Here is a 17,221-nt window from a genome sequence, read left to right on the forward strand (position 1 = left end):
GCAGGGTGGGGAATTGTGAACATTCCTTTATCCTGCATTTTTAGAGTATACTTCAGAAGAACAGTCGTACCAGGTAAACGGTAAAACGGTTCTTTCCAGAGTTAGTTGATTTTGTAGTAAAACTCATTTAAAAGTAACTTTGCACGAAGTAACTGAAAACTATTTCTACCATACATAATACAAAATTTTATTGACGCTTCCTTCAGCAAGCACTTTTTACCGCATTGAGGTCCTAGCGTAAGCCGTTTAAATAGGTGTCAAGTTCATCAATCTTTAAGTTTGATGCGGTCTCAATCCACGCATCCAACTCAACACCTTTTTATGAAAATACAATTCTGTGGAATTCTTTCAACAAACCATAAAGTTTATCTCTTTACGACAATGGAGAGTATCGAAGGTTAGCGGATTATTTCGTTAAGGAGAATGAAAAGACTACCTGGACAAGGACGGTAAGATGGCTATGGAGCCGATAACGTTAATTCCGGGACAGGATACATTGCAGTATCCGGGATTAGTGAAATAATTACCAATTTGTGGAATTATATAGTTGAAGTGGTATTTTATTTATGATAACATACAAGGGTTCTAAATAATAAATTAAAACGGCTACCTATAATCGATTATATAAAAAAATTTAGTCATTTGTTCTTTCAGATGGCTTTCTTTTCTGCAATTTTATTTACTAATTTAGAATATTTAAACGACAAAAATTACAAAAGATAAATTTGGAGGTACATTGTATGAAGAGTAAATTGCTTAAAATAGCAATGGTTATTTGTTTTATGTTTAGTGTATTGTTTTTGGGGCAGATTTATGCTTTTGCTGATGAAGTTAAACCAGTGCATGAGTATACTTTTGATAATGATAGTGAAGATGCTGTTTTAGATTCAGCTAAAGAAAATGCAATAGATGGTACCACTACGAGCGAAACATTTGTTCTTGGTTATAATGGAAAAGGACGAGCGAAACATTTTGAAGGTTCCAATAAAGATATTATACAGTTTTCAGGAAGTATATTGCCTAAAGGCGCAAAATCAATTAGATTTAAAATTAGAAAAGAAGCTTCAACACTTTCCGAAGAAGATGAAATTATTTTTAGTAGCTACGATATAGAAAAAGGTAGTAATTTTTTTATTAGAATTTTAGGAAGCAAAAATATGAATGGTAAAGGGCTTCTTCAATTTAGTAGTGATGAATCTTTGGGCGCAACACCTGTTCATATTTGCGATGGAAGATGGCATGATATAATGTATACGTGGGATGGTACTTCTACTGCTAAAGTATACGTTGATGATATGACAACTCCTTATATTACTAAAACACAATTAGTTGATATTGTTCATAAAAATGTCACAGTGGGAGTGAGGTATGCGAATACTACCAATGCGTACTCATATTTAACTGCAGATTTAGATGATGTACAGATTTACGATTCAGTTATAATAGCATCATCAACAACTCCAGGAGGCACACCAGATTCTGGGGATTCAACAAACACCAATATACCAACAAAATTAGTAGCCGTCGGAGGAAATTCCAAGGTAGACTTAACCTGGCCAAAAGTAAAAGACGCAACAAGTTACTCAGTTAAGCGTTCTACAACAGCAGGTGGCTCATACACACCAATAGCGACAGGTATAACAAGCAATACTTACATAGACACGGCTGTAACCAATGGAACTACATATTACTACGTTGTAACTGTAATAAAAGATGGTAGTGAAAGCTGGAATTCCAATGAAGCCTCAGCAACGCCTACAGCTTCAACCGATTCAACGCAGACAGGTAAACGAGCTCTTCTTGTCATTACCATGCAAAATGGCGAGCGTAAGGAGTACGATCTTACTATGGAAAAGGTAAATGAGTTTATGACATGGTATAATAATAAACCTACATCAAGCCCAACTTATGCAATAGAAAAGAATTACAATAGGGCTTCATTCACAAGCAGAAAAGATTACATTTCATATGATCAAATAACAAGCGTTGAAGTAGATGAATATGGTGATTAATGAGATAGCCCTGGGAAACTGGGGCTTTTTCTTTAAGATAAATGAAAGTTATAAGTTTGATTTCATAATCCACGCTACAATAGTTTTAGTTAAATATTATTTAAAATATCTGTAAAGGACCCTCAAGGAGAGATGGCTCTATACGCTTGATCTGGAATCCATCACTTCACTTGCATAGTTCAACCAGTTCCTTATTGATTACATTCGGGAATACAACGTCACCTGGCACACTGGCATCCATAAAACACCTTTTGATAGTTTTCAAAGCACCAGTAAATGACGTTCTACCTTGCCTTTTCTGTTAATAGAGCATCGTGTAGAGTTATTGAAAAAACTGGTTTTAAATGTGAAGGGGTTTTAAGACACTTTAATAGATATAAAGATAAATATCGTGATGTTAACTATTATGGTATAATATCCTCAGATGTTAAAATAATTTGATTGATTTTTTATTATGACAGACAGCTGTCCTGTTTTATGTTGTACGATTGTTAAAAACAGGAGGTATGACTAAGAAATGAAATTAGATGGATTTGGAATTTTCGTAGAGGATATGGCAGTAATGGTACGATTTTATCGTGATGTACTGGGATTTGAAATAAAGGAAGATGAAAATGCAACGAATGTTTATCTGGAAAAAGATGGTACATTGTTTTTGCTGTATCGGAGAAGTGATTTTGAGAAGATGACAAACAGGGGATTTAATTATGCAAAGGCAATTAATGGGCATTACGAAATAGCGTTAAGCGTGGAAAATTTTGATGCTGTAGATTTGACATTCCAGGAGGTGGTTTCAAAAGGAGCAACCCCTGTTTTAGAACCGACAACGGAAACCTGGGGACAGCGCACCTGCTATATTGCAGATCCGGAAGGTAATTTGATTGAAATCGGCTCATTTAATCAATAGAAAGCAAGTAAGGAAGGCTGCTAACGACAAGAACAAATGTTAGCAGTCTTTTTCTGTAAAGCTGAAGGCTCAGTCAGACCAGTTTAATCATTTTGAGGGAAACAGTTTATCATGATAATAAGAATCAGCCTGATAAATGGCACCCAAAGGATTATGACACAGTACACGGTCTTTGACCGCGAATACGGTGACTGGAGCATCGGAATATTTTATAAACAGAGAATCGTGACCCACACAGAGATCTAGTATTATGTTTAAATCTGTTTTTGCTTCATTGAGAAAATGGGCCTGTGCAATAGGGTTGCACATAGCAACCGGATTATCGTGAATTCCAATGAGTTCTCTGGATAAATGGCCGGTTTTGCATAATATGGAATCGACCTTAAAACCATTGCTCACAAGTACATTTCGCAATACCTCCGCTTCATTTGTAAGTCCGATACAAAACGCCAGTCCCAGGTTTTCGTATTTGCATTCTCTGGCAAAATCCATGGTTTCTTCTAATCTGGTTTTGCTTCCATATCTGTCACTTACCACTATCGCAGAAGCTCTGGAGATTTTAAAATTTTCCTCATCCTGATACATAGATGACAGGTTCTCCATATCATTTGAGAGACTGGGACAGCCTTTGGGTGCGTTTGAAAAATTACCGGAACTGCAGGAATGAACCTTACATGAGGCACAAAAATACATCATTACCACCTCTTTTTTTATATTTGTTGTTTGATTTTAAGATGATTATAACACAGATCCATTAAAAAAGGTTCAACCAACCTGGCTGAACCCCATAAGAAACTGCTATTTGCAAAACTGTGAAATTAATTTTAATAAATCACTGAAATTACAGGAACTGAAATCAAAATACATAATCAATTACCTCCTCTTGGTCTGTTTTTTTGAACAACCTAATTGTAACACTAATAGTAATACGATGGAATATAGAAAGGATGGATCGAAAAGCAGTAATTGGCAAATAAGGTAAGGATTCCAGATATGTAAACAGGGGGGGGGAGGATAAAGGGAGGAGCCGGTAAGATTGGCGGGATCCTACCGGCTGAAGTATGAAAAAGTATTTATATGAAAAGGTTATTGACCTCTTTGTGATTATTAATATACCGGAAAAATGTGACCAGATAATGATGGTTCTGTGAAGACTTTGTGAAAATGGGTTGTTGACACCTGCTCCTTCAATTGCTATAATTCCTATAAACATATTAATAAAGTGTGATTTAAGGAGACTATATGAATATTCAAGAGAAAGATCAGAAACTGAGAGATTATATTTCCAATCTGGACAGCCTGGCAGTTGCTTTTTCTTCAGGGGTGGATTCAACATTTTTATTAAAAACAGCGCACGAAGTACTTGGCGACCGTGTGATTGCAGTGACGGCCAGGTCCTGCTCCTTTCCGGAGCGGGAGCTGAATGAGGCGATCCAGTTTTGCGTGAAAGAGGGAATTCCACATTTTGTTGTTGACAGTGAAGAACTGGATATAGAAGGCTTTAGCAGCAATCCGAAAAACAGGTGTTATTTATGTAAACATGAACTGTTTGAAAAGGTTACAGAGGTAGCAGCAGAATATGGAATAAAGCATATTGCCGAAGGCTCCAATTTAGATGATAACAGTGACTACCGCCCCGGACTGAAAGCGGTAGCAGAGCTGGGAGTACACAGTCCGCTGCGCTATGCAGAACTGAATAAGGATGAAATCAGGGAATTATCCAGGGGTCTGGGGTTAAAAACCTGGAACAAACAGTCTTTTGCCTGCCTTTCAAGCCGGTTTGTATATGGGGAGACTATTTCCAGGGAAAAGCTGTCTATGGTTGACAAAGCGGAGCAGCTTTTACTGGATCTGGGATTTCATCAGGTGAGAGTTCGGATCCATGGTACAATTGCCAGGATTGAAGTGCTTCCGGGTCAGATTCCACAGCTTATAACAGAACCTGATAAGAGTGTGATAACGGCTGAGTTTCATCGCATTGGTTTTTCATACGTAACGCTGGATTTAGACGGTTACCGTATGGGAAGCATGAATATGACGCTGAATAAATGATAAGATTATGGAGAATCTGCAGGAGAGATATATTTTTTCTTCAGATTCTCCTTTGCTTTGTGTATAAAATTATATAAATAGTATGAGCCAGTTGATTTTCTTTCTTTTTTCTGATATATTGATTTGTTAAACAACCTATTGGAGAGGTATTAAAATGTTTTTATATCAGACAATAAATGAACATATACGAATTCTGGCTTGCAGAGGATATGGGGGAACTGTTCGTATACCGGAGAAGATTGGAGATTTGCCCGTGACGGAGCTGGCCCAGTATGTATTTTCCGATGGCGTGGGGAGGAATGAGATGCTTTCCCTTGCCGGTAATGACTTTCAAATGTGTGATGAGGAGGGAAATCCGGCTTTCTACGAGGAAAAGGAGCTTCCGCCGGAAATTATCTGCGAACGCTTAGTGGATTTATATCTCCCCTCCTCCATTAGAAAAATTGGAAATTATGCTTTTTATAACTGTTATGGGCTTTGTCATCTGGAGTGCTTCAGCTCCATAATTGATTTGGGTTCCGGTTTGTTTACCGGCTGCCTGGGAATCAGAAAACTGGATATTCATATTGTAGAGGGAAGACATTCCTGTATGCAGGGAATTCTGTCAGAGCTGCGGCAGGAACTTTATGTAAACTACTATGTTAAGGATAAGACTGCAAGACTGATATTTCCTGAGATGTATGAAGAATCGGTTGAACATACACCCGCCCGGATCATATTTCGGGAAATGCATGGGTGCGGGCATATGTACAGATATTGCTTTGCCCAGTCAGAATTTCAGTTCCATAAATATGATGCATTATTTCCTCATGTCCGTGTTCAGGAATCAGACCGGCTGACTGCGGCTCTTGCCCTTGGAAGGCTGTATACCCCCCTTAATCTGCTCCCCAGAGACCGGAAGATTTATGAAGATTTTTTAAGGGAGCATCTAAAGGCGGCAGGGGAGGCCGCGCTAAGTGAGAGTGAACTGTTTCTCTGGCTGGTAAAAGAGTATTGCAGGGACCAGGCGGATTTTGACCGGATGATTGATCTGGCATCAGAAAATAATAATACGGAGCTGCTAAGTTCTTTAATGGATTTAAGACATTTGCGTTTTCCTGTTAAGAAACGTACATTTTCTCTTTAGCATAAAATATTCTTAGTATTATTGACATAGAAAGGTGTATGAAATGGGAAAATCCTCATTTCGTACACCTTTAATAAATAGAGATATATGGGTATTGACATAAATTATAAACTGGTATAGAATGTTAAACTGTTAGTTTACTTTGGTGCACTATAATGTAAAAACTATATAATTACTGTGCTTTCCTATACTTTTTCTGCTTTCAATAAAAGTAAAGCCAAAACAATAGAAAAAGAGTCTTAACTTTGTTAAAATAAAATTATTAACAATCGCAGCCAGAATGATGCGTTCAGCGGGTTATATAACATTTAGGCTTTGAAGTATTATGGAACGTATAGAAAGAAGGTATTGAAATGATTGATCCGGTGAGACAGCTCCAGCTTGATGAACTGAATGAGGTAGAACTTGGACATGAAATTCTGGGTAATGCAAGAAATGAGCTTTATTTAAACTTCAGATATCTGGATGTTGCATTAAGCAGTTTTGGTTTTGAAGCAGAGCGGTCTGGTTCTGGGATGAGCACGGACGGTTATGTGATTTATTATCAGCCGGATCTCCTGTTTTCCATGTTCCAGAGAAGCCGTATTTTAATCAACCGCGCGTACCTCCATATGCTTTTTCACTGTATATTCTGCCACCTTGGTTCTATGGGTAACCGTCAAAAGCACTACTGGGATCTGGCTTGTGACATAGCGGTTGAATCTGTTCTGGACGGATTTTATGTAAAATCTGTTTTCCGGCACCAGTCACCATACCGTCGTGAAATATATGGACAGATTAGAACGAAACTACCAGTATTTACAGCGGAAGGAATTTACCATATTCTTATGGAAATGAATCCGTCAGAGGAAGCGTTTTGTCGCATGGAGGCAGAATTCTATGTGGACAGCCATGATAAGTGGGAACAGGAAGAAGATCCCCATTTTAAAATGGAACGCCAGAACAAATGGCAGGATATCAGGGAGAAGATGGAAACCGAGATGGAATCCTTCGGAGAAAAGAATGACGAATCCTCCAGACAGCTTTTGGAACAGGTGAAAATAGAAAACCGGGAACGCTATGATTATAAACGGTTCTTAAGAAAATTTGCAGTTTTAAAAGAGGAGGCAGAGGTGGATCCTGATTCCTTTGATTCTATATTTTATACCTATGGATTAACACTCTATAAAAATATGCCTTTAATTGAGCCTCTTGAAACAAGAGAGGTTTTTAAAATAGAAGATTTTGTAATAGTAATTGATACTTCCATGTCAGTCTCTGGTGATCTGGTGCGGAGCTTTTTAGAGCAGACCTATGAGGTACTTGGAGAAACAGAAAGTTACTTTCGTAAAATAAACATTCATATCATACAGTGTGACGAACAGATCCGTTCCGATGCCACCATTACAAGCCGGGAAGAAATGGAAGATTATATGAAGCAGTTTACTCTTTCCGGGTTCGGGGGAACTGATTTTCGTCCTGCATTTGAATATGTGAACGGGCTTCTTAATAAGGGAGTCTTTAAAAAGCTTCGTGGGCTGTTGTATTTTACAGACGGAAAAGGAATCTATCCCGTAAAAATGCCTCCCTATGAAACTGCATTTGTGTTTATGGAAGATCAGTATGAGGACATTTCAGTGCCGGGCTGGGCAATGAAGGTAGTATTGACCAGAGAAGATCTGGAAGTAAAATAACAGGAGAACAAAAAGCGATGAATATAAAACGAGCAAAAGAAGAGATCAAGAATACGATAGAGGCTTATTTACTAAAAGATAACTACGGCACTTACGAGATTCCTGGTATGCGGCAGAGACCGGTATTCTTAATGGGACCGCCCGGAGTGGGTAAAACACAGATCATGGAGCAGATCGCAAGAGAATGCAGGATCGGATTGGTGGCTTATACCATTACCCACCATACAAGACAGAGTGCGGTAGGACTTCCATTTATAACAGATAAAGAATTTGGCGGGAAACAGTATCGTGTAACGGAATATACCATGAGTGAAATTGTGGCTTCTGTTTATAATAAGATAGAAAGCACAGGATTGCCGGAAGGAATTCTCTTTATCGATGAAATCAACTGCGTTTCAGAAACACTGGCACCCACCATGCTTCAGTTTCTTCAGTATAAGACTTTCGGAAATCACCGTATTCCCGAAGGCTGGATTATTGTAACTGCCGGAAACCCTCCGGAATACAACAAATCGGTCAGGGATTTTGATGTGGTTACCTTAGACAGAATTAAACTGATTCACGTAGAACCGGATTATGAGGTATGGAAGACATATGCCTATGAACATGAGATTCATCCCGCAGTTATTTCCTATCTTAACGCCAGAACTGATAATTTCTGCCGGATTGAGACTACGGTAGATGGAAAGTTTTTTGCTACACCAAGAGGTTGGGAGGATCTATCCAGCTTTATTAAGATTTACGAACGTCTGGGTAAGAAACCGGACAGGGATGTGGTGGGAGAGTACATTCAGTTTCCTAAGATTGCCAAAGACTTTGCCAATTATCTGGAATTGTATTATAAATACCGGGATGATTATCAGATTGACGAGATACTCTCAGGTACAATCCGTGAAAGCCTGTGTAACAAATTAGGTCGAGCTCCATTTGATGAAAAACTGAATGTAATGGGACTTCTCTTGTCCAGACTGGGGCAGTATTTTAAAGCAGTTGCTGATCAGGGAGACAGGACAGGTCTTTTAATGGAAGAATTAAAAAAGGCTGATCCGGAAAAGGATATTAACTCAAACGTTTCCATGGAGGGGCGGCTGTTTGAAATAAGAAGCCAGTGGAGTGAATCTTTAAAGCAAAAAAGGGAGGCAGGACTTCTAAACAGGCGGGAGGATTTTCTGTACCGGGATGTGGAGGCACTGCTGCTTAAAATAGAAGAAACTTTAAAGAAATCTGAAAAAAAAGATGTGAAAGAAGACTGGAACCAGATACGGAAGATGTTTCAGGAGGAAACAAACCGTTATGATATGCTCTTTGCAGAGAGTGGAAAAGCCCTGGAGCATGCCTTTGATTTTCTGGAAGCCGCATTTGTGACAGGGCAGGAGATGGTCCTGTTTATTACTGAATTAAATACCGGTTTTTACAGTGTAAAATTCTTAAAAGAGTATGAGTGTGAAAGATATTATCAATATAACAAAAGTCTTTTATTTAAAGACAGGGAGGATGAAATCAGGTCAAGAATCACGAGTTTGGGAAAATAATGTATAAAAACCAGAAAGCTACTCCATAATATAAGGGAAAAGGAGGTAGTGCCATGGGAAATAAAGCATTAAATTACACAGCTCTGACAATTGCCATCATCGGTGCAGTAAACTGGGGGCTGGTAGGTTTCTTCAATTTCAACCTGGTGTCATTTATTTTCGGCAGCATGACCTGGCTGTCAAGGATCGTGTATGCCGTGGTAGGGATCTGCGGATTATATCTGCTTACCTTTTATGGTCATTCAGAAACAAGTACGGAAAGATAGTTGATGATTTGAAGAGGGCATTGCGTCATGATTGGTATATATGGTCATGGAGCAGTGCCCTTCATCTATTTTCCAGTTAAGGAACTTTTCGCGGCATTAATTAAACAAGTCACACCATTTGCCTTATTTTAAAACTATTTTATAGTAATATAAAAAATTGTGTCATATAAATACAAATAAATATAAAAGTTTTGTAATCAGTTGTCGAGGTTATACAAAGCTATTTATTTATTCATGCATGGAGGCTTAAAAATGGCAGCTCAAAAGGAATTTGAAAACTATCTTCATAGGGAAAATTTGTCTGATAATACAATTTTAACTTATGTCTGGACGGTAAATAATTATTTTTTACATTATGATGAAATAAACAAAGAGAATTTGTTGGCTTTTAAAGGCTATTTAATGGAATTTTATAAGCCTAAAACAGTAAATTTACGGGTTCAGGCGATTAACAAATATTTGTTATTTCTGGATGAAGAACGTTTGCAGTTAAAAAATGTTAAAATACAGCAAAAAAACTTTTTAGAAAATGTTATAAGCAATGCTGACTATAATTATCTGAAAAAGAGACTGAAACAAGATGGTAATATGGAATGGTACTTTCTTGTATGGTATTTGGCTGCCACGGGTGCACGAGTCAGTGAATTGATACAGATTAAAGTAGAACATGTGGATATGGGATATTTGGATCTTTATTCAAAAGGAGGTAAGCTCCGGCGTCTCTATATTCCTGTAAAACTAAGAGAAGAAACTCTTGATTGGCTGAAGAAAAGAAATATCTCGTCAGGTTATTTATTTTTAAATCGTTTCGGAAAACTCATAACAACCAGAGGAATCAGACAGCAACTTAAAAATTTTGCCCTAAAGTATGGAATTGATCCAAAAGTTGTCTATCCTCATTCTTTCCGCCATCGTTATGCAAAGAATTTTCTTGATAGATACAATGATATTGCATTTCTTGCCGATTTGATGGGTCATGAAAGCATTGAAACCACTCGCATTTATTTAAGAAGAACTGCCACGGAACAGCAAACTTTAATTGATAAAATTGTAAATTGGTAAAAAAAGATTCAGTTTCATGAAAAAATATAATCATGATACTGAATCTTTTCTGCTATTGCTAAAAAGTTGATTTCTTCGTAATGAATTTTCTATGTTCCCATAATGTGTATTATAGGAACTTAATAAAACTTATCAGAACTAAGTTTTTACGATATTATCCTCGTTTTTACCATTCTAATCTGTTTATCGTCATTACCATTTAAAAAATAAGACATTCTTAAAAAATTTCTTTTATTTATCCGAACTAAACAGTTTTAAAAGGAAAAAAATAACATTGTTCTAATACACATTCTGGGAATATTTGTCAAATAGTTTAAGTTTTAACAAACTTGCAAGTTCAACAAGGAGGTGAAGCAAATGTTATCTTTAGGAAGGAATCCCGGTCAGTATCTTGTAATTGGCAAAGACATTGTTATTCAAGTGGTCTCCGTTGACGGAGATTTACGGCTTGCCATTGATGCGCCAAAAGAAATTTCTATCGAAAGAGGAGAAGTTTATGAAAAGCGTCATCCAATTCCCCAGTGTCTGAAACGGCTGAGGGAAAAGAGCATGAAATGGTGAGATAATCACGCTTTCAACTATTCAGCCAGGGCCCGGATGAATAGTTTGGAATAAAAATAATAAAGATACACGGGGGAAAAGGATGTCCCCGTCATAACTCAAGGAGGTAAATTTATGAGAATTCAACACAATATTGCAGCGTTAAACGCTTATGGACAATTAGGAAGCAATAATAATGCTACATCTAAGAACCTGGAAAAATTATCTTCCGGTTACCGAATCAACCGTGCAGGTGATGATGCTGCAGGTCTGGCGATTTCCGAGAAGATGAGAGCACAGATTACAGGACTTGAGACTGCTCAGAAGAATGCTAATGATGGTATCTCACTGGTTCAGACAGCAGAAGGTGCACTGACAGAAGTACATTCCATGCTGAACCGTATGACAGAACTTGCAACGCAGTCTGCTAATGGTACATATGATGATAATGTTGACCGTGCCAATCTTCAGAAAGAGGTAGATTCATTAAAGGATGAAATCAACCGGATTTCAGAGTCTACGAACTATAATGGCATCAAGGTATTAGATGGTTCTCTTGGAGCATCTGCTGCGAGTAAAACTGAAGCTGCAGCTAAGGCGACTGTTGCCGGAACAACAAAGGTAGAAGGTCTTGCAGATACTACTGTACATACTCAGAATGCTACTAAGGGTCAATTTTCGGTTTCTCTAGACTTAGATAGTAGTGAAACTAATGGAACTACCCCAGTATCAGCAACAGATCCGATGCAGTATGAATTTACATTAACGGATACTGCAGGCAACGATCATATCCTTAAATTTAAGTTTAAGAGCGTGGCTGATACCGGAACCCTGGCTACAAAATTAGATGATCTTCTGAAAAATGGACTTGACGGCAGTTTAGATGCTGATTTTGCAGCAGATAACTCGCAGACACTTGATGAGCTGAAAAAAATCTTTAGTGATGTAAAATTTGAAAAGGTCGGTGACGACGGTATTAAGATCAGCGCAACAAGTAAAGAAAGCGGGACAAGCGGTATAGGATTACAGTCTGTTACTGTTAAGCAAAGAAAGATAATTGATAAAGGTGCTGTAGATGCGCTTGCGGATTACACACAAAATACCGATTTATCAACCACACCATCAACAGCCGGTGTTACAACTGCTGCAACCGATGCATTTAAGTATTTAGCTCTGGCGAGTGGCGATCTTGCATCAGGAAACAAAATTACCATTGGTGATCATACGTTTGAGATGAGAGCAGCAGATGATTATAATGTCTCCAACGGAAATGTTCGTGTTGTTATCGGCGAAACAGCAGCAGATACAAAGAAAAATTTAGTGGCTGCAATGAAGAATGCAGGAATTAGCTCTGCCTCCTTAACACCAGATGGAAAGTTAAAAATCGGTGATGTAAATCAATTAAAAACCTCAGATAAAACAGTTTCATTTAATAATCCAATTGATATGAAGTCATCAACCATTGGAGTCACTGTGGGAACCGATGATGCTGTTAATTCCGAGTACAAATTTACACCTGCAGCCGGAACGGCAGGCGAACAAACATTGTCAGTTGGCTACGAGGATGCCGATGGAAACAGAAAAGCAGTTCAGGTTAAATACACAGCTGATGGAACGAATGCCGGAACAACTGCCCAGTCAATCGTAGATGCAATTAATAATAGTGAAGATACCAAGGGTCTATTTAAAGCAAAAGTGGATGCTTCTACACACGAGATAACCTTTGAAGCGCTTGGTGGTAAAGATGGAGCCAAGGTAAATAGTTTGGCTACCACTGATACAGCCAGTAGTGCAGTGGGGACGCTTTCAAATACTCAAACCTCTAAACGGGCCAGCAAAACCTTAACCTTTAATAATGCTGGAATCTCCGCGGGGGATACTGTCTCCGTAGGAGGGAAAAATTATCAGTTCATCAATGCTTCTGATTCTGGAGATCCTACTAAAATAAAAAAGGGTAATACGGCAGTTATTATTGGAAGTACGGATGCCGATACTGCACAGAATTTGCAGATGGCTCTCTCTAATGATGGCGTGAAAGCAGATATTACTGGTAATAAGCTGACCATTGAAGATGGTGAAAAACTGAAGAATAAAACCGGAGGTTTAACAATACAGGCTGGTGACACCAGTGACACCTACCAGCAGGTTGGTGTTACCATTGGCAACATGGATACTAAAAGCTTAGGGATCGCAGTTGTAGATGTAAGTACTCAGCAGGGAGCTAAGGCTGCTATAGGTCAGATAAAGAATGCAATCAATCAGGTTTCTTCTACACGTGGTGACCTTGGTGCTGTACAGAATCGTCTGGAGCATACGATTAATAACCTTAGTGTAACAAAAGAAAATATGTCAGCTGCTGAGTCACGTGTTCGTGATGTAGATATGGCTTCTGAAATGATGTCATTAACCAAGAACAAAATTCTTGTTCAGGCATCTCAGGCAATGCTGGCTCAGGCAAATCAGATACCTGAGGGTGTGCTTCAGTTATTAAAGTAATAGATATTTAATATATTTATTTTGAGGGGGCCGTTGCAAAATAAGTGAGATAACACTTATGGAGCAATGGCTCCTTCAAGAATACGCTATGATATATGCTCTTTTTATGTTATACTCTTAATCAAAAGTATTGCCAGCCAATTTTACTGCTGCTGGCTGCATTAGGAGGAATGTGATGTTTTTCATATGCGGAATGAGTCAGGGAAAAAAGCTGTTTGATTATACAAAGACAGTGATCTGTGCCTTATGCGGCGGCTATGGCAGATATCAGGTATTTATGACCTACAGCTATTTTAGTGTATTTTTTATTCCCATTATAAAATGGAACAGACATTATTATGTACAGATGTCCTGCTGTAATACTGTTTATGAGCTGGACGGAGAAAAGGGAAAGAAATTAAGCCGGAGAGAGCCGGTTGAGATTGAAGAACAGGATTTAACGCTGGTTCAATCCGGCCGGAGAAATGAGGAGTGGAATAAAAGGCAATGTTCCCACTGCGGATATGAAACAACTGAGGATTTTGAGTATTGTCCCAAATGCGGACAGAAATTTTAAACAGCCGGTACCGGAATATTCCGGGCCGGCTGTTTTTTGGGGGGTTTTAATAAAATCACATAATGATATCCTTTAATGCTCTTTTTGGAACATAGTGAATCTGGTTCTCGTCTCTGTAATAAGTGACGCTCCCGTCCTCCTTTACAGGTACGATGACCACTTCTTCCTTAGGCTTTCCAAGAGCCAGAACAAGATCAATTGAATAAAGAGAAGTATCTATACCAAGTGCTTCGGCCAGCTGGCTTCTACGCACATTTCCCAGCATACAGCCGCCGTAGCCCTTTTCTACCGCACCCAGCATAATGGTCTGAGCGGCGATACCATCATCGATGAGTTTATTCTTTCCAAGTGACAAATCGCAGAGAATCACGATGTAGGCAGAGGGACGCTCGCCTTCTTCTGGTCCATCCCAGTCCGGAAGTGCTCCAGCCCAGCCCAGGGTATCAAAAATCAGGGCATTTTCCTCCGTTGTATGACTGATCCTGAATTTCAGAGCCTGAGAGTTGGCGGTTGAAGCAGTAAGTCTGGCCAGATCAATGAGTTCCAGCAAATCCTCCTCAGGAATAGGGGTTTCCTGATAGAAGCGGCGGTAGGTACGGCACTTGGAGACGAGTTCTTTTAACATATTTGGTTCCTCCTGTTAATCATGATCAATAAGTAGTTATTTATAAAGTATAGCAGGTGTGGAAATCAACTGCAACGGAGAAAAAGAGAAATGGAATTGGTGAAAACATACAAAAATAAAACAATAATACTGTAAAAAACTGGTCTATTTTTCGAATGGACAAAATCCAAACAAATAGAATAAAAAAAACTCAAGAGTATAAATTAATAATTTATTATTTGACATATCATGGCTATTTGTAAATTTAATTAAGAATTTACCACTTTTAAATTAAGAAAAAAATCATAATGAATTCATTGACTTTATTTTCTGAAGGTGTTAAACTGTGTCTCGGCTTTAAAAATAAAAAAAAGAAGCCGCGGCATACATATTCAACAATAAAACATAGGTAGCCGCAAGGAGGAGAATAATTATGAAATTAACAACAAAGAAACTTGTACTTACAGGCGTAGCAGTATTAACAATGGCAGCAATTTCTGCATGTGGAAGCACAAAGACTGCTGAAACAACAGCAGCAACAGAAGCAGTTACAACAGAAGCAGTTACAACAGAAGCAGCTGCTAAAGAAGAAGTTACAACAGAGGAATCTTCTGAGTCTGTAGAAGAAACAAAAGAGGAAGCATCTGTAAAAGAGTCTACTGAAGAAGCTTCCAGCGAAGAAGTATCTTCTGAAGCTGCAGAGTCTACAAAGGCTGCTAACTAATTATATAGAAGTAACAGCTTAGAAGGAATGAAAATTTCCGCGGGCGGGGACGAATGTCTCCGCCTTTTTTGCGCGCATCTGCTATGCAGAACGGATCAGTATGTGATATAATTTTCCAAACAGTCATTAATAGGAGGCCGCTTTTCATGAAAATTACTTACGTTCATCACAGTGCATTTCTGGTAGAACTGAGTTCTGCCGCCCTGCTTTTTGATTATACCCAGGGTCCGCTCCCGGAACTGGACATGAATAAACCACTTATTATCTTCGCCAGCCACCGCCACGGAGATCATTTTTCGGAAAAGATCTTTGATTTGGGAACTGGATTAAGAGAAGTTCATTATGTTCTTTCTGACGATATTTCTAAGAAAAAGGTCAGGGAGGAACTGAGAGAACGCACTTTATTTGTAAAACCGGGGGAGACTTTCAGGCTTTCGTACAATGACGGCGGGAATACACAGCTGGAAGTTACGACCTTCGATTCTACAGATGAAGGGGTTGCTTTTCTGGTAAAAGGGGATGGGGCAGCTATATATCATGCGGGGGATTTAAACAACTGGAGATGGGAAGGCGAACCGGCGGATTGGAACCGTGATATGGCAAAGAAGTATTCATTGGAAGTGGATAAGCTGGCCGGAATGAAGATTGATGCGGCCTTTCTGCCTCTGGACCCCAGACAGGAGGGAGCTTTCTATCTTGGATTTGATGAATTTATGAGAAAGGCGGAGGTATTATATGCTTTTCCCATGCATTGCTGGGGGAACTTTTCCGTAATTGGTCAGTTAAAGGGGATGGAGGTTTCCGCACCTTACCGGGACAGGATTATTATGATTGAAAGAGACGGAGAATCCTTTATACTGGGACAGGAGTTTCAAATTCATGAATGAGCGGAAAGAGGAAGAGCGTGAGGTTTTAGATGCTGCCATGCTGGCAGGTCATATTCTCCTGGAGAATGGAGCTGAGATCTTCCGGGTGGAAGAAACCATGGACCGGATCTGCCGCCATTATGGAATCGAATCCTGCAGCTCTTTTGTGTTAAGTAATGGGATCTTTACTACTGCAGGAAACCAGAGAGAGGAAATATTTGCAAAGGTTCAGCATATTCCGGTGAGCGGAACACATTTAGACCGGGTGGCTGCAGTTAATCAGCTTTCCAGAGAAATTGAGAGAGGTTCCTTAACTTACGGTGAAGTCAGGGACAGGCTGGAACTGATTCAGCAGATGCCGGGCAAATCAAAGAGAATGCAGATTCTGGCATCAGGAGTGGGAAGTGCCTGTTTTTGTTATTTGTTTGGCGGCAATTTAAAGGATGCAGCAGCGGCGTTTTTTCCCGGAGTACTGCTTTATGTATATGTGATTTATCTGTTTGGTCCCCATCTTTCCAAGCTGGTAGGCAATATCGGAGGAGGTGCGCTTGTCACCGCGCTTTGCACCCTGCTATATATGCTTCACCTGGGAGATCATTTAAACTACATGATTATTGGTTCTATCATGCCCCTGATTCCAGGAGTTGCATTTACCAATGCCATACGTGACATTGCAGATGGAGATTATATCGCAGGTTCTGTCCGCATGCTGGATGCACTGCTGGTATTTTTCTGCATCGCCATGGGAGTGGGACTGGTATTTGGCCTGCTTCACCGGTTTACAGGAGGTGGATTTTTGTGACAG

16 protein-coding genes and 1 pseudogene are annotated in these 17,221 nt (G+C 39.1%); 15 read left to right on the forward strand and 2 right to left on the reverse strand.

Translation table 11 applies throughout. The features are described 5' to 3' along the window. The first annotated feature begins 740 nt into the window (after positions 1 to 740). On the forward strand, positions 741 to 2,012 hold the full coding sequence (locus V7D18_RS02695; RefSeq protein WP_426151202.1) for a hypothetical protein: 1,272 nt from the start codon (positions 741 to 743) through the stop codon (positions 2,010 to 2,012). 517 nt (positions 2,013 to 2,529) lie between these two features. Next, positions 2,530 to 2,919 carry a VOC family protein gene (locus V7D18_RS02700; protein WP_426151204.1) on the forward strand — a complete coding sequence of 130 codons (390 nt, stop codon included), beginning with the start codon at positions 2,530 to 2,532 and terminating at the stop codon, positions 2,917 to 2,919. An 87-nt stretch (positions 2,920 to 3,006) separates the two neighbouring features. Here the strand turns inward: V7D18_RS02700 and V7D18_RS02705 are convergent, their stop codons facing one another. Next, positions 3,007 to 3,615 (reverse strand): DUF1847 domain-containing protein, encoded by a 609-nt coding sequence (locus tag V7D18_RS02705; protein ID WP_426151206.1) that lies wholly within the window; start codon positions 3,613 to 3,615, stop codon positions 3,007 to 3,009. A 546-nt stretch (positions 3,616 to 4,161) separates the two neighbouring features. Between V7D18_RS02705 and larE the strand changes: the two genes are divergently transcribed. From larE to V7D18_RS02755, 10 genes and pseudogenes are all read left to right on the forward strand, one after another. Further along, positions 4,162 to 4,971, forward strand: coding sequence for an ATP-dependent sacrificial sulfur transferase LarE (gene larE / locus V7D18_RS02710; RefSeq protein ID WP_426151208.1), 810 nt, complete (start codon positions 4,162 to 4,164; stop codon positions 4,969 to 4,971). Between the two features lie 154 nt (positions 4,972 to 5,125). Continuing rightward, a complete protein-coding gene (locus tag V7D18_RS02715) occupies positions 5,126 to 6,097 on the forward strand; it encodes a leucine-rich repeat protein (protein ID WP_426151210.1) in 972 nt (323 codons plus the stop codon). A 353-nt stretch (positions 6,098 to 6,450) separates the two neighbouring features. After that, on the forward strand, positions 6,451 to 7,770 hold the full coding sequence (locus V7D18_RS02720) for a VWA-like domain-containing protein (protein ID WP_426151212.1): 1,320 nt from the start codon (positions 6,451 to 6,453) through the stop codon (positions 7,768 to 7,770). Between the two features lie 17 nt (positions 7,771 to 7,787). Beyond that, positions 7,788 to 9,302, forward strand: coding sequence for an AAA family ATPase (locus tag V7D18_RS02725; protein ID WP_426151214.1), 1,515 nt, complete (start codon positions 7,788 to 7,790; stop codon positions 9,300 to 9,302). Between the two features lie 53 nt (positions 9,303 to 9,355). Continuing rightward, complete coding sequence (locus tag V7D18_RS02730) at positions 9,356 to 9,568, forward strand: DUF378 domain-containing protein (protein ID WP_117418205.1); 213 nt, start codon at positions 9,356 to 9,358, stop codon at positions 9,566 to 9,568. A 252-nt stretch (positions 9,569 to 9,820) separates the two neighbouring features. Continuing rightward, positions 9,821 to 10,630, forward strand: a complete 810-nt coding sequence (locus V7D18_RS02735) for a tyrosine-type recombinase/integrase (RefSeq protein WP_426151216.1) — start codon at positions 9,821 to 9,823, stop codon at positions 10,628 to 10,630. Positions 10,631 to 10,987: 357 nt separating this feature from the next. After that, entirely contained in the window at positions 10,988 to 11,191 is a 204-nt protein-coding gene (locus V7D18_RS02740) for a carbon storage regulator (protein WP_426151218.1), read from the forward strand. A gap of 114 nt (positions 11,192 to 11,305) precedes the next feature. After that, a pseudogene (locus V7D18_RS02745) lies at positions 11,306 to 11,735 on the forward strand (flagellin); the annotation flags it as partial. Positions 11,736 to 13,336: 1,601 nt separating this feature from the next. Next, positions 13,337 to 13,666, forward strand: a complete 330-nt coding sequence (locus V7D18_RS02750) for a flagellin (protein WP_426151373.1) — start codon at positions 13,337 to 13,339, stop codon at positions 13,664 to 13,666. 175 nt (positions 13,667 to 13,841) lie between these two features. Further along, a complete protein-coding gene (locus V7D18_RS02755; RefSeq protein WP_426151220.1) occupies positions 13,842 to 14,222 on the forward strand; it encodes a zinc ribbon domain-containing protein in 381 nt (126 codons plus the stop codon). A gap of 55 nt (positions 14,223 to 14,277) precedes the next feature. On the opposite strand, the gene V7D18_RS02760 is transcribed toward V7D18_RS02755, so the two are convergent. Continuing rightward, on the reverse strand, positions 14,278 to 14,847 hold the full coding sequence (locus V7D18_RS02760; RefSeq protein ID WP_426151222.1) for a nitroreductase family protein: 570 nt from the start codon (positions 14,845 to 14,847) through the stop codon (positions 14,278 to 14,280). A 412-nt stretch (positions 14,848 to 15,259) separates the two neighbouring features. Here V7D18_RS02760 and V7D18_RS02765 point away from each other — a divergent pair, with 412 nt between their 5' ends. The 3 genes from V7D18_RS02765 to V7D18_RS02775 all read left to right on the forward strand — a co-directional run bounded on the left by V7D18_RS02765 (position 15,260) and on the right by V7D18_RS02775 (position 17,218). Next, positions 15,260 to 15,550 carry a hypothetical protein gene (locus V7D18_RS02765; protein WP_426151224.1) on the forward strand — a complete coding sequence of 97 codons (291 nt, stop codon included), beginning with the start codon at positions 15,260 to 15,262 and terminating at the stop codon, positions 15,548 to 15,550. A gap of 146 nt (positions 15,551 to 15,696) precedes the next feature. After that, complete coding sequence (locus V7D18_RS02770; protein ID WP_426151226.1) at positions 15,697 to 16,437, forward strand: MBL fold metallo-hydrolase; 741 nt, start codon at positions 15,697 to 15,699, stop codon at positions 16,435 to 16,437. After that, on the forward strand, positions 16,430 to 17,218 hold the full coding sequence (locus V7D18_RS02775; protein WP_426151228.1) for a threonine/serine ThrE exporter family protein: 789 nt from the start codon (positions 16,430 to 16,432) through the stop codon (positions 17,216 to 17,218). Before V7D18_RS02770 ends, V7D18_RS02775 begins: the two co-directional genes overlap by 8 nt. Positions 17,219 to 17,221: the final 3 nt, after the last annotated feature.

Source organism: Lacrimispora sp. 38-1, from assembly GCF_049890855.1.
Taxonomy (GTDB): domain Bacteria; phylum Bacillota; class Clostridia; order Lachnospirales; family Lachnospiraceae; genus Lacrimispora.